This window comes from Streptomyces sp. SAT1 (genome assembly GCF_001654495.1).
GTDB lineage: Bacteria > Actinomycetota > Actinomycetes > Streptomycetales > Streptomycetaceae > Streptomyces > Streptomyces andamanensis.
Genome location: NZ_CP015849.1, coordinates 1,513,883 through 1,526,291, shown reverse-complemented (window position 1 = coordinate 1,526,291; position 12,409 = coordinate 1,513,883). Strand labels below are relative to the sequence as shown.

The following is a 12,409-nucleotide window of genomic DNA, read 5'->3' as shown; positions in this document are numbered from 1 at the left end:
GAGGTCCGGGGAACCGCCCCCGCGGCACGTTCGCCCGTCAGCCCCCGGTGACCTCGACCGCGGCCAGGTTCTTCTTGCCCCGGCGCAGCACCAGCCACCGGCCGTGCAGCAGGTCCTCGCGGGACGGCACGGCGTCCTCGGCGGTGATCTTCACGTTGTTCACGTAGGCGCCGCCCTCCTTGACCGTGCGGCGGGCGGCCGACTTGCTGGGCACCAGGCCGACCTCGGCGAACAGGTCGACGACCTGGGCCGGCTCGGCGACCTCGATGTGCGGCACCTCGGACAGCGCCGCGGTCAGCGTCCGCTCGTCCAGCTCCGCCAGCTCGCCCTGGCCGAACAGCGCCCTGGACGCGGCGATCACGGCGGCCGTCTGGTCGGCGCCGTGCACCAGCGTCGTCAGCTCCTCGGCCAGCGCCCGCTGCGCGGCCCGCGCCTGCGGCCGCTCCTCGGTCTGCCGCTCCAGCTCCTCCAGCTCGGCCCGGGAGCGGAAGGACAGGATCCGCGAGTACTTGGAGATGTCCCGGTCGTCCACGTTCAGCCAGAACTGGTAGAACGCGTACGGCGTGGTCAGCTCCGGGTCCAGCCAGACGGCGCCGCCCTCGGTCTTGCCGAACTTGGTGCCGTCCGCCTTGGTCATCAGCGGCGTCGCCAGCGCGTGCACGCTCGCCTCCGGCTCCAGCCGGTGGATCAGGTCCAGGCCCGCCGTGAGGTTGCCCCACTGGTCGCTGCCGCCCTGCTGGAGCGTGCAGCCGTGGCGCCGGTAGAGCTGGAGGAAGTCCATGCCCTGGAGGAGCTGGTAGCTGAACTCGGTGTAGCTGATGCCCTGGTCGGACTCCAGACGGCGGGCCACCGAGTCCTTCGTCAGCATCTTGTTGACCCGGAAGTGCTTGCCGATGTCCCGCAGGAACTCGATCGCGGACAGGCCCTCGGTCCAGTCCAGGTTGTTCACCATGACCGCGGCGTTCTCGCCCTCGAAGGACAGGAACGGCTCGATCTGGCGGCGCAGCTTCTGCACCCAGCCGGCCACCGTCTCCGGCGAGTTCAGCGTGCGCTCGGCGGTCGGGCGGGGGTCGCCGATCAGGCCGGTCGCGCCGCCGACCAGGGCCAGCGGCCGGTGTCCGGCCTGCTGGAGCCTGCGCACGGTGAGCACCTGCACCAGATGCCCCACGTGCAGCGACGGCGCGGTCGGGTCGAAGCCGCAATAGAACGTGACGGGACCGTCCGCGAGCGCCTTGCGCAAAGCGTCCTCGTCGGTGGACAGGGCGAACAGCCCACGCCACTTCAGCTCGTCGACGATGTCCGTCACGGTTCTCGTGTCTCCTAGATGATGTGCTGCTCGTAGATGATGTGCTGCGCGGCCGGTGGCACCGCTGGCCGGCGCACCGCGTCCCCGGCGGTCGGGTGACAGCCGCCTACGAGGTTATACGCCCTGACTGACAGAGCTCATGTTGAAATCCGGGACGCGCAGCGGCGGCATGGCGGCCCGGGTGAACCAGTCGCCCCACTCCCGCGGCAGCGTCCGCTCGGTGCGCCCGGCCTCCGTCGCCCGGCCCAGCAGGTCCACCGGCGACTCGTTGAACCGGAAGTTGTTGACCTCGCCCGTCACCTCGCCGTCCTCGACCAGGTACACGCCGTCCCGGGTCAGCCCCGTCAGCAGCAGCGTCGCCGGGTCCACCTCGCGGATGTACCACAGGCAGGTCAGCAGCAGGCCGCGCGCAGTCCCGGCGACCATCTCCTCCAGCGAGCGGTCCCCGCCGCCGTCCAGGATCAGGTTCCCGGCCGACGGCGCCACGGGCAGCCCGGTCAGGCCCGCGCTGTGCCGGGTGGTCAGCAGATGCTCCAGGTGCCCGTCGCCGATCCAGCGCACCGGCCGTACCGGCAGCCCGTTGTCGAACACCGACTGGTCGCCGCCGGAGGAGTGCGCGACGACGAAGGGCGCGCACTGGAGGCCCGGCTCGGCCGGATCGCTGCGCAGGGTCAGCGGCAGTTCGCTGAGCCGGTCACCGATCCGGGTGCCGCCGCCGGGCCGGGAGAACACGGTCCGCCCCTCGGCGGCGTCCCGGCCCGACGCGGACCAGATCTGGTAGATGAGCAGGTCGGCGACCGCGGTCGGCGGCAGCAGCGTCTCGTAGCGCCCCGCGGGCAGCTCCACGCGCCGCTGCGCCCAGCCGAGCCGTACGGCCAGCTCCGCGTCGAGCGCCGCCGGGTCGACGTCCTTGAAGTCCCGGGTGGCCCGGCCCGTCCAGGCCGAGCGCGTACGGTCGGGGCTCTTGGCGTTCAGCTCCAGCGTGCCGCTGGGCTGGTCGTGCCGCAGCCGCAGCCCCGTCGACGTGCCCAGGTAGGTGGACACCAGCTCGTGGCTGGCGAAGCCGTACAGCTCGCGGCCACCGGCACGCGCGCGGGCGAACGACTCCCCGAGGGCGGGCGCGAAGTCCGCGAACACCGCCGAGGAGGTCTCGGCGGGCGCCTCGGTGAAGTCGGCGGCCACCGGCACGTCCGCGACCAGCGGCTGCGCGTCCTCGGCGGGCCCGGCCGCGCGGGCGGCGGCCTCGGCGGCCCGCACCAGCGGCTCCAGCTCGTCCGCGGTGACGGCCGACCGTGACACGACACCCGAGGCGGTGCCCTCCCGGCCGTCGACCGTGGCGACGACGGTGAGCGTGCGCCCGCGCGTGACACCGTTCGTGGTGAGCGCGTTGCCCGCCCAGCGCAGATTGGCGCTCGACTCCTCGTCCGCGATGACCACGCACCCGTCGGCCCGGGACAGGGCCAGGGCCCGCTCGACGATCTCGTGCGGCTTGCTCGTACGCGGGCTCATCGGCCGGCCTCCTGGGTGGTGTTCAGGCTGTGCTTGCCCGGGGGGGCGACCCCCGGACCCCCGGCAGGTGGTGCGGTCGGCGTTCATCGACCGGCCTCCTGGGTGGTGTTCAGGATGTTGACGCCCTTGAAGAGGGCCGAGGGGCAGCCGTGGGAGACGGCCGCGATCTGGCCCGGCTGGGCCTTGCCGCAGTTGAAGGCGCCGCCCAGGACGTACGTCTGCGGCCCGCCCACCGCGGCCATGGACCCCCAGAAGTCGGTGGTGGTCGCCTGGTAGGCCACGTCCCGCAGCTGCCCGGCCAGCCGCCCGTTCTCGATCCGGAAGAACCGCTGCCCGGTGAACTGGAAGTTGTAGCGCTGCATGTCGATCGACCACGACCGGTCCCCGACCACGTAGATGCCCCGCTCGACGCCGCCGATCAGGTCCTCCGTCGACATGCCCGCCGGGTCCGGGCGCAGCGACACGTTCGCCATGCGCTGCACCGGGACGTGCCCGGGGGAGTCGGCGTACGCGCAGCCGTTGGACCGCTCGAACCCGGTCAGCCGCGCGATCCTGCGGTCCAGCTGGTAGCCCACCAGCGTCCCGTCCTTCACCAGGTCCCAGGACTGCGCGGCGACCCCCTCGTCGTCGTAGCCGACGGTGGCCAGGCCGTGCTCGGCGGTGCGGTCACCGGTGACGTTCATCAGCTCGGAGCCGTAGCGCAGCTTGCCGAGCCGGTCGAAGGTGGCGAAGGAGGTGCCGGCGTAGGCGGCCTCGTAGCCGAGCGCCCGGTCCAGCTCGGTGGCGTGCCCGACGGACTCGTGGATGGTCAGCCACAGGTTGGACGGGTCGACGACCAGGTCGTAGACGCCCGCCTCGACACTCGGCGCCCGCATCTTCTCGGCGAGCAGGGCGGGGATCCGCTCCAGCTCGTCCGCCCAGTCCCAGCCGGTCCCGGTCAGATACTCCCAGCCGCGGCCCACCGGCGGCGCCAGCGTCCGCATCGAGTCGAACTCCCCGCTGGCGGCGTCCACCGACACGGCCGTCAGCTGCGGATGCAGCCGCACCCGCTGCTGCGTGGTCACGGTGCCCGCGGTGTCGGCATAGAACTTGTTCTCGTGCACGGCCACCAGCGAGGCGTCCACATGGTCCACGCCGTCCGCCGCGAGCAGCCGCGCGCTCCAGTCGGCCAGCAGCGCCGACTTCTCCTCGTCCGGCACCGCGAAGGGGTCGATCTCGTACGAGGACACCCAGGTCCGCTCGGCGTGCACGGGCTCCGCCGCCAGCTCCACCCGCTCCTCGGAACCGGCCGCGGCGATCACCCGCGCGGACAGCTTCGCCATCTCCACCGCCTGCGAGGCGACCTTGGCGGCGGCGTCCATGCTCAGGTCCACGCCGGACGCGAAGCCCCACGCCCCGCCGTGCACCACCCGCACCGCGTACCCCAGGTCGGTGGTGTCCGACGCCCCGGCCGGCCGCGCGTCCCGCAGCCGCCGGGACGCGCTGCGCACCCGCTCGCACCGGAAGTCCGCGTGCTCCGCGCCCAGCGCACGCGCGCGTGCGAGGGCGGCGTCGGCCAGCGCGCGCAGCGGAAGGGCGGTGAAGGCCTCGTCGATCGTATGTGGCACGGGGGTCTCCCTGCTCTCGTCGCCTGTCGGACCGATCATGTCGCGCGGGCGGCGCCGCGGACCACACGTTTGCCGGTCGAGTCCGCCGCTTTCTGTAGGGACTCGACAGAGCGGCCCCCCTGCCACTGTCGGTGCCCGATTGTCCGCCGTAGCGGCCCTACCGATAGGTTTTCGGATGAAGCCGCCTGTCATCGCCTGCCGCCGCCCGTCGTCGGCGGGGCGCGGGTGTGCTGTCGGAACGATAGAGACCGCTAGGAAAGGGTGATCCGTTGAGCCGCTCGGTTCTCGTCACCGGAGGCAACCGGGGCATCGGCCTCGCCATCGCCCGCGCGTTCGCCGATGCCGGTGACAACGTAGCCATCACGTACCGGTCCGGGGAGCCGCCGGCCGGCTTCCTCGCGGTCAAATGCGACATCACCGACCCCGAGCAGGTGGAGCAGGCCTACAAGGAGATCGAGGCCCAGCAGGGCACGGTCGAGGTCCTGGTCGCCAACGCGGGCGTCACCAAGGACCAGCTCCTGATGCGCATGACCGAGGAGGACTTCGCCACGGTCGTCGACACCAACCTCACGGGCACCTTCCGGGTCGTCAAGCGCGCCAACCGCGGCATGCTGCGCGCCAAGAAGGGCCGGGTCGTCCTGATCTCCTCGGTCGTCGGACTGCTCGGTTCCGCGGGGCAGGCCAACTACGCCGCCTCCAAGGCCGGCCTGGTCGGCTTCGCGCGCTCCCTCGCCCGCGAGCTGGGCTCGCGCAACATCACCTTCAACGTCGTCGCCCCCGGTTTCGTCGACACGGACATGACCCGGGCGCTCAATGACGAGCAGCGCGAGAACATCATGGCGCAGGTGCCGCTCGGCCGGTACGCGCAGCCGGAGGAGATCGCCGCCGCGGTGCGCTTCCTCGCCTCGGACGACGCCTCGTACATCACTGGAGCCGTCATCCCCGTTGACGGCGGACTGGGAATGGGTCACTGAACACCATGAGCGGAATTCTCGAGGGCAAGCGCGTCCTGATCACCGGTGTGCTGACGGAGGCGTCCATCGCCTTCCACGCCGCGAAGCTGGCCCAGGAGCAGGGCGCCGAGGTCATCCTGACCGCGTTCCCGCGGCCCACGCTGACCGAGCGCATCGCCAAGAAGCTGCCGAAGCCCACCAAGGTCATCGAGCTGGACGTCACCAACGAGGAGCACCTCGCGCGCCTGGCCGACGTCGTCGGCGAGGAGCTGGGCGGCCTGGACGGCGTCGTGCACTCCATCGGCTTCGCCCCGCAGGACGCGCTCGGCGGCAACTTCCTGAACACGCCGTTCGAGTCGGTCGCCACGGCCATGCACGTCTCGGCGTACTCCCTGAAGGCGCTGACCATGGCCTGCCTGCCGCTGATGCAGAACGGCGGCTCGGTCGTCGGCCTCACCTTCGACGCGCAGTTCGCCTGGCCGCAGTACGACTGGATGGGCCCGGCCAAGGCCGCCCTGGAGGCCACCAGCCGCTACATCGCGCGGGACCTGGGCAAGCAGAACATCCGCTGCAACCTCGTCTCCGCCGGGCCGCTCGGCTCCATGGCCGCCAAGTCCATCCCGGGCTTCAGCGACCTCGCCGCCGTGTGGGACTCCCGTTCCCCGCTGGAGTGGGACCTGAAGGACCCGGAGCCGGCCGGCCGCGGCATCGTCGCCCTGCTGAGCGACTGGTTCCCGAAGACCACCGGCGAGATCGTCCACGTGGACGGCGGACTGCACGCCATCGGCGCCTGAGTCCGGACCGGACCGGACCGGGCGGTCGCCGTACGGCCGTCACACCGGCCGCTGTACGTCCGAGGGGCCCGCACCCGCCAGGGGTGCGGGCCCCTCCGCGTCGCCCGCCCGTCCGTCCGGCGGGTGGCCCGCCCGGTGCGGATCAGGCGTGTGCGGTCCGGTGCGGATCAGGCGCGCGCGGGCGGACCGAACCGGCCCGGAGCGCACTGGAACGGATAGCTCGCGGCCTCGGCGGCGGCGGCCTCCGCGTCGCCCGCGCGGATCGCGTCGACCAGCCGGGCGTGGTCCATGTACGCCCGCGGGGTCAGCTCCGCGCCCACGTCCGCGCGCAGCGCGTCCCGGGTGACCTCGCCGAGGTCGGCGTACATCGCCGTCATGACGTCGTTGTGCGAGGCGGCAACCACCGCCAGGTGGAAGGTCGCGTCCGCGGCCACGAACGCCTCCGCGTCGCCGCTCTCCCAGGCCTCCTCGCGCCGCACCAGCAGGGCGTCGAGCTGCTTGAGGTCCTTCTCGCCGCGCCGCTCGGCGGCCAGCTTCGCCGCGGCCGACTCCAGCGTGGAGCGCAGCTCGGCGAAGTGCCGGGGATCCGCCCCGGCGAACCGGCGCTGCATCACCCCCGCCAGCTCACTGGTGGCCACCACGTAGGTGCCGGACCCCTGGCGGATGTCCAGCAGACCGTTGTGGGCGAGGGCCCGGACCGCCTCACGGACGGTGTTGCGGGCCACGCCGAGCTGCTCGACCAGTTCGGGCTCGGTCGGGATGCGGGAGCCGACCGGCCACTCCCCGGAGGTGATCTGGCTCCGCAACGCGGCGATGACCTGCTCGGACAGGGCCGAGCGGCGGGGATGGCTCAGAGGCATGGCTCACCTTCGCACGCGGGGACCGGGACGGGTGCCCCGGGCTGTGGACGGACTGGACAGCTAATCATCCCATCATTCTATGATGGGCCTCATGGCACGTGAGGAATCAACCCGGACGACGACACCGACCGAGCGGCAGGCACCGGCCGCGCCCGCCGCCGCCCGGACGCCCGGGGCGACACCCGGGACGACGGCCGGGACCGCGGCGAAGCACGCCCCGCGCGCGTGGGCGACCCGGCTGGTCGTCGTCGGCATCGTGCTGGCCGCGCTGAACCTCCGCCCCGCCATCACCAGCCTCGGCGCGCTCCTCGAAGAGGTGCGCGACGGCCTCGGCATGAGCGGCGGCGTCGCCGGACTGCTCACCTCCGTGCCCCCGCTCTGCTTCGCGGTCTTCGGCGTCATGGCCCCCCGGCTCGCCCGCCGGTTCGGACCCGCCGCCGTGGTCTGCGCGGGCATGGCCGCCATCGGCGCCGGACTGCTCATCCGCCCCTACGCGGGCGGCACCGCCGGATTCCTGGCCGCCAGCGCCCTCGCCCTGATGGGCATCGCCGTCAGCAACGTCCTGATGCCGGTCATCGTCAAGCGCTGGTTCCCCGACCGGGTCGGCTCCATGACCGGCCTGTACTCGATGGCCCTCGCCCTGGGCACCTCGACCGCCGCCGCCGCGACCGTGCCGCTGACCGACGCGCTCGGCGGCGACTGGCAGCCCGGCCTGGCCGTGTGGGCGGCGCTCGCCCTGGCCGCCGTGCTCCCGTGGCTGCCGCTGGTCCGGGACCGCGGCCCGGCCCCCGCCGCCACCCCGGAGGCCGTACGGCAGGACCGGGAACCGGCGGAGGGGGAGGCGTCCGCGTCCGGTGCGTCCGTGTCCGGTACGCTGGCGGCCGGGCGGCCCGCGCCGGCCCTGCGCATCACCCGGAGCCGTACCGCCTGGGCCCTGGCCGTCTTCTTCGGCCTCCAGGCCACCGCCGCCTACATCACGATGGGCTGGATGGCGCAGATCTTCCGCGACGCGGGTGTGTCCGCGGGCACCGCCGGACTGCTGCTCGCCGTGACCATGGTGATGGGCGTACCGCTGGCCTTCGTCATCCCGCGCGTGGCCACCCGGCTGCCCCACCAGGGGCCCATCGTCCTCGTGCTCGGACTGTGCGGCCTCGCCGGATACGCGGGCCTGTACTTCGCCCCGTCCGGCGGATCCTGGGCCTGGGCCATCCTCCTCGGCGTCTCCAACTGCGCCTTCCCGCTCGCGCTCACCATGGTCGGCATGCGGGCCCGGACCGGCGCGGGCGTGGCCCAGCTGTCGGCGTTCGCACAGAGCACCGGCTACCTGATCTCCATCCCCGGGCCGCTGCTCGTCGGTGTGCTGAACCAGAGCAGCGGCGGCTGGGGCCTGCCCATCGCGCTGATGAGCGGCCTGATGATCCCGCAGATGGTGGTGGGCTGGCTGGCGGGCCGCGACCGCACGGTCGAGGAGGAGGCGGCGCGCTGAGCCGCCCCCCGGCGCACTTCCGCGGGGCGGGAGTGCGAGACTGGGGCCATGCAGCCTGTGCTCGACCCGAACCCGAAGAACAGCCAGAAGAAGATGCTGCTGGTCTTCGGGTCGTTCTTCGCCATCTTCGTGATCATCGCCGTCGTCGCGACCCTCGTCGCTCCCTGACACCCGGCGGCACGCGCCCGGCTCCCACCCGGTGCTCACCGGCGCCCCTCGCGGCGGTCCGGGGGCAGGGCTGGTGCCCGGGGGTAGGGCTATCCCCCCGTCCCCTAGGGGGTGCGGGTCAGGGTCAAGTGGGTGGGAATCCGGATGGGCCGGGGGCCGCCGTTTCCGTACCTTCGTGGTGTGGCCGCGGGACAGCGGTCCGCGGAGCACCCGAAGACCAGCGGAGGCAAGCATGTCGGCCCGTACGCAGACCCGGCCCCACCCGGCGACCTCGGGTGGCGTCGACATCCGGTTGCCGTGGTGGGCCTTGGCCCTGCCGGCCCTCGCCTTCGTCGTCCTGCTCGTACTGATATCGAACCCGTCGAACGCCCATGCGGCAACCGGCGAGCCCGCGATCACCCAGCTGCTGGAGCACGCCCAGCATCTCCTCGGCCGCTGAGCCGTACGCCCCCGACCGGCACGGTCCGCGCAGGTCCCCGGCCCGCCCACAGCGCGACGCCCCTGTCAACTCCCTGCGCCCCATGGCCTGTTTCGTGCGAAGCTGGGAGTCATGAGCGCCGCAGAACCCCGCAGGATCGTCCTCTTCCGCCATGCGAAAGCCGACTGGCCGCAGGTGACCGACCATGAGCGACCGCTCGCCGAGCGGGGCCGCAAGGACGCCGCGGTGGCCGGCCGCAGACTGGCCGACGCCGGTGTCCCGTTCGACCTGGCCCTGTGCTCGACCGCGGTCCGGACCCGGGAGACCTGGAAGCTCGCCGTCCACGAGCTGCCGGACCGGCCGAAGACCGTCTACGAGGAGCGGATCTACGATGCCTCGCCCGGCGAGCTGATCGCCGTGCTCAACGAGACCCCCGACGATGTGCGCAACGCCGTCCTGATCGGCCACAACCCGGGCGTCCAGGGACTGGCCGAGATCCTGTCCGGCACGGCCGAGGACGACGCCCGCGAGCGGATGGGCCGCCGCGGCTTCCCGGCCGCAGCCTTCGCCGTCGTCACCTTCGACGGCTCCTGGAAGAGCCTGGAACCGGGCGTGGCCACGCTGACCGACTACTGGGCGCCGTCGGAGTAGCCCGCCCCGGCCCGCACGGGCACGGGCACGGCCCGGTACGACGGGCATGGCCTGGCTTGGCACGGTACGACAGGCGCGGGCCCTGTTCGACGGGGGCGACCGGCGCGGACTCGACTCCGCCCGGCGAGCATGGGCCTGGCCTGGTGGGGCACGGTCCGCGCGGCTCGCACGGGGAGACCCGGCACCGTAGACCCGGCAGCGGCCCGGCCCAGGGGCGGCCCGGCGCGGGCCGTGTTCGGCCCGGGGACGACCGGCGCCGGCTCGATCCGGCACGGCCGACGCGGGCCCGGCCTGGTGCCGTACGGCTCGTACGGCAGCGACCCGGCCTCTATCGACCGGCACCGGCTCGCCCGTACGGGCCCCACCGGCGCGGGCCCGGTCGGGGGGCCTGCGCGAGGATGATCCCGTGCGGCCCCGGACCGGCAAGGGCATGACAAACGCGGGCATGGCCCGAGCCCAGGTCAGGCCCACGCGCCTGGACCCGGGCCGACACGCCCCGCCCGGCGGACGCGCACAGCAGGCTCCTGGCGCGCCCCCGGACAGGATGACCGCAGGGTGGGTGTCCGTGCGCCCACCGGTGGGCGCACGGGCGGGGGACAGCTCAGCGCTCCTCGTGCGCGTCCGCCGCCTCGACCTCTTCGCGGGTCACGCCGAGCAGGTACAGGACCGTGTCGAGGAAGGGCACGTTCACCGCGGTGTACGCCGCCTCGCGCACCACCGGCTTGGCGTTGAAGGCGACCCCGAGGCCCGCCGCGTTCAGCATGTCCAGGTCGTTGGCACCGTCACCGATCGCCACGGTCTGCGCCAGCGGAACACCCGCCTCGGCGGCGAACCGGCGCAGCAGCCGCGCCTTGCCCGCCCGGTCGACGATCTCGCCCGTGACCCGGCCCGTGAGCTTCCCGTCGACTATCTCCAGCGTGTTGGCCTGCGCGAAGTCCAGCCCGAGCCGGTCCTTCAGATCGTCCGTGACCTGGGTGAAGCCACCCGAGACCACGCCGACCTGGTAGCCGAGGCGCTTCAGCGTGCGGATCAGCGTCCGCGCGCCCGGCGTGAGCCGCACCTCGCTGCGCACCTTCTCCACCACCGAGGCGTCCAGCCCCGCCAGCAGCGCCACCCGGGCGTGCAGCGACTGCTCGAAGTCCAGTTCCCCGCGCATCGCGGCGGCCGTCACCTCGGCGACCTCGTCCTCGCACCCCGCGTGCGCGGCGAACAGCTCGATCACCTCGTCCTGGATGAGGGTCGAGTCCACGTCCATGACGACCAGGCGCTGCGCCCGGCGGTGCAGGCCCGCCGCGACGACCGCGACATCGACGCCCAGGGCTGCCGCGTCCGTCGCCAGCGCGGTGCGCAGCGGTTCCGTCTCCACCCCGGACACGGCGAACTCCACGGCCGTCACCGGGTACTTGGCCAGCCGGAAGACACGGTCGATGTTGCCGCCGGTCTTGGTGATGCGTGCCGCGATCTGGGCGGTGGCCTCGGCGGTGAGCGGATGGCCGAGCACGGTGACCAGCGAGCGCCCCAGGCCGCGCGGCCGGTTGTCGCCGCGACCGGAGATGATCTCCGCCTGCATCCTCATCGACTCGGCCCAGCTGTGCACCGTGGCGCGCAGGTCGCCCTCGAGACCGGCGGGCGGCTGGGTGACCAGCGCGCACAGCACCATCCGGCCGCGGGTGACGACCTGCTCGATGTCGACCACGTCGACGGAGTAGGCCGCGAGGGTGTCGAAGAGGCCGGCCGTGATGCCGGGCCTGTCCTTCCCGAAGATCTTGACGAGAAGGGTGAGGTCATCGGAACTCTGCGAAGCACTCATGGTGCCTTCCACCGTATCCGGCACCCAGTGCCTCCTGCCCCTCAGGTCCGCCTGGCGGACAGCGAACACTCGGGGTCGGCCGGATGACCGCCGCCCGACGATCGGGCCACGGCACCGGGACCCACGGCGTGTCGCTCGACCGGAGCGCCCGGTCGCTCCACCGGAGCGTCCGGCGGGCCATGGTGGAGGGGGAGGGAAGACGGGCCTCCGCGATACTGCGCCTCGGGGCACCCGGTGCCATGGCCTCCCGCCGGGTGGCGCGATCTCGACGGCGGAGTCCGCCTCAGCGCCCCTGCGACCGGGCGGCCCGCCGTGGCACCGAGTGGTAGCGGGCGGCCCCCGGGCCGGAGCCGCATCCGTCCGCCCTGGCCACACCGCTCGCTCCGTCCGCCCCGTCCGCGCCGCCTGTCACCGCCCCCGGCGACCGCCTCGGTGACCACCCCGGAGCCACCCCGGAGCCACCCCGGTGGCTCCGTCCGCGCCCGCCCCGCCCCACCACGGAACCGGACACACCCGCACCCGCCGCCCCCCTGACCGCCCAGCTCACGAGGGCGGCGGCGACCGACGACGCCTCCGTCCGTGACGGTCCTGCGTCCGCCCCGCCCCGCCCCGCACCCCGCCCCGCGCACCCCAGCCCCGTGGCCGTACCTCGGACAGACCGTCCGTCACTTCGGACGGACCGCCCGTCACTTCCGGCGGACCGTCCGTCGCGCGGCGCGGGCGGCCGCCACCGCATGTCCGCCTCGGGGTGAATGCCACACTCCGTCCTCGTTTCCACCGGACGTGCGTCACCGACCGGTTGCCTGCGTTACCTACTCATGACAAGGCCCGGCTTTCGGTCAGAGGG

General features: G+C 73.3%; 11 protein-coding genes. 6 read left to right on the top strand and 5 right to left on the bottom strand.

Annotated features, from left to right (window positions below; all coding sequences use genetic code 11):
• Positions 1 to 37: 37 nt before the first annotated feature.
• The 3 genes from tyrS to A8713_RS06660 all read right to left on the bottom strand — a co-directional run bounded on the left by tyrS (position 38) and on the right by A8713_RS06660 (position 4,461).
• Positions 38 to 1,306, bottom strand: coding sequence for a tyrosine--tRNA ligase (gene tyrS, locus A8713_RS06670; protein ID WP_064532138.1), 1,269 nt, complete (start codon positions 1,304 to 1,306; stop codon positions 38 to 40).
• Between the two features lie 114 nt (positions 1,307 to 1,420).
• Positions 1,421 to 2,815 carry a metallopeptidase TldD-related protein gene (locus tag A8713_RS06665; protein WP_064532136.1) on the bottom strand — a complete coding sequence of 465 codons (1,395 nt, stop codon included), beginning with the start codon at positions 2,813 to 2,815 and terminating at the stop codon, positions 1,421 to 1,423.
• An 83-nt stretch (positions 2,816 to 2,898) separates the two neighbouring features.
• A complete protein-coding gene (locus A8713_RS06660; protein ID WP_385498080.1) occupies positions 2,899 to 4,461 on the bottom strand; it encodes a TldD/PmbA family protein in 1,563 nt (520 codons plus the stop codon).
• Between the two features lie 230 nt (positions 4,462 to 4,691).
• On the opposite strand from A8713_RS06660, the gene fabG reads away from it, so the two are divergent.
• Complete coding sequence (gene fabG / locus A8713_RS06655; RefSeq protein ID WP_018567714.1) at positions 4,692 to 5,396, top strand: 3-oxoacyl-[acyl-carrier-protein] reductase; 705 nt, start codon at positions 4,692 to 4,694, stop codon at positions 5,394 to 5,396.
• Positions 5,397 to 5,401: 5 nt separating this feature from the next.
• Positions 5,402 to 6,169: an enoyl-ACP reductase FabI gene (fabI, locus tag A8713_RS06650; RefSeq protein WP_064532132.1), complete on the top strand. Its 768-nt coding sequence runs from the start codon at positions 5,402 to 5,404 to the stop codon at positions 6,167 to 6,169.
• 167 nt (positions 6,170 to 6,336) lie between these two features.
• Here the strand turns inward: fabI and A8713_RS06645 are convergent, their stop codons facing one another.
• A complete protein-coding gene (locus A8713_RS06645; RefSeq protein ID WP_064532130.1) occupies positions 6,337 to 7,029 on the bottom strand; it encodes a FadR/GntR family transcriptional regulator in 693 nt (230 codons plus the stop codon).
• Positions 7,030 to 7,120: 91 nt separating this feature from the next.
• Between A8713_RS06645 and A8713_RS06640 the strand changes: the two genes are divergently transcribed.
• The 4 genes from A8713_RS06640 to A8713_RS06630 all read left to right on the top strand — a co-directional run bounded on the left by A8713_RS06640 (position 7,121) and on the right by A8713_RS06630 (position 9,752).
• On the top strand, positions 7,121 to 8,515 hold the full coding sequence (locus tag A8713_RS06640) for a CynX/NimT family MFS transporter (protein ID WP_443069702.1): 1,395 nt from the start codon (positions 7,121 to 7,123) through the stop codon (positions 8,513 to 8,515).
• A 48-nt stretch (positions 8,516 to 8,563) separates the two neighbouring features.
• On the top strand, positions 8,564 to 8,683 hold the full coding sequence (locus tag A8713_RS34570; protein WP_252100480.1) for an SGM_5486 family transporter-associated protein: 120 nt from the start codon (positions 8,564 to 8,566) through the stop codon (positions 8,681 to 8,683).
• Positions 8,684 to 8,915: 232 nt separating this feature from the next.
• Positions 8,916 to 9,122, top strand: coding sequence for a hypothetical protein (locus A8713_RS06635; RefSeq protein WP_064532126.1), 207 nt, complete (start codon positions 8,916 to 8,918; stop codon positions 9,120 to 9,122).
• 111 nt (positions 9,123 to 9,233) lie between these two features.
• Positions 9,234 to 9,752, top strand: coding sequence for a SixA phosphatase family protein (locus A8713_RS06630; protein WP_018567720.1), 519 nt, complete (start codon positions 9,234 to 9,236; stop codon positions 9,750 to 9,752).
• Positions 9,753 to 10,353: 601 nt separating this feature from the next.
• Here A8713_RS06630 and serB read toward each other — a convergent pair.
• Positions 10,354 to 11,562, bottom strand: coding sequence for a phosphoserine phosphatase SerB (serB, locus tag A8713_RS06625; RefSeq protein WP_018567721.1), 1,209 nt, complete (start codon positions 11,560 to 11,562; stop codon positions 10,354 to 10,356).
• Positions 11,563 to 12,409: the final 847 nt, after the last annotated feature.

What these genes read in the sequence shown, in the direction of transcription:
- A8713_RS06665 (WP_064532136.1), bottom strand. Translation starts at nt 2,815, where the DNA reads ATGAGCCCGCGTACGAGCAAGCCGCACGAGATCGTCGAGCGGGCCCTG.
- A8713_RS06660 (WP_385498080.1), bottom strand. Translation starts at nt 4,461, where the DNA reads ATGATCGGTCCGACAGGCGACGAGAGCAGGGAGACCCCCGTGCCACAT.
- fabI (WP_064532132.1), top strand. Translation starts at nt 5,402, where the DNA reads ATGAGCGGAATTCTCGAGGGCAAGCGCGTCCTGATCACCGGTGTGCTG.
- A8713_RS06645 (WP_064532130.1), bottom strand. Translation starts at nt 7,029, where the DNA reads ATGCCTCTGAGCCATCCCCGCCGCTCGGCCCTGTCCGAGCAGGTCATC.
- A8713_RS06640 (WP_443069702.1), top strand. Translation starts at nt 7,121, where the DNA reads ATGGCACGTGAGGAATCAACCCGGACGACGACACCGACCGAGCGGCAG.
- A8713_RS34570 (WP_252100480.1), top strand. Translation starts at nt 8,564, where the DNA reads ATGCAGCCTGTGCTCGACCCGAACCCGAAGAACAGCCAGAAGAAGATG.
- A8713_RS06635 (WP_064532126.1), top strand. Translation starts at nt 8,916, where the DNA reads ATGTCGGCCCGTACGCAGACCCGGCCCCACCCGGCGACCTCGGGTGGC.
- A8713_RS06630 (WP_018567720.1), top strand. Translation starts at nt 9,234, where the DNA reads ATGAGCGCCGCAGAACCCCGCAGGATCGTCCTCTTCCGCCATGCGAAA.
- serB (WP_018567721.1), bottom strand. Translation starts at nt 11,562, where the DNA reads ATGAGTGCTTCGCAGAGTTCCGATGACCTCACCCTTCTCGTCAAGATC.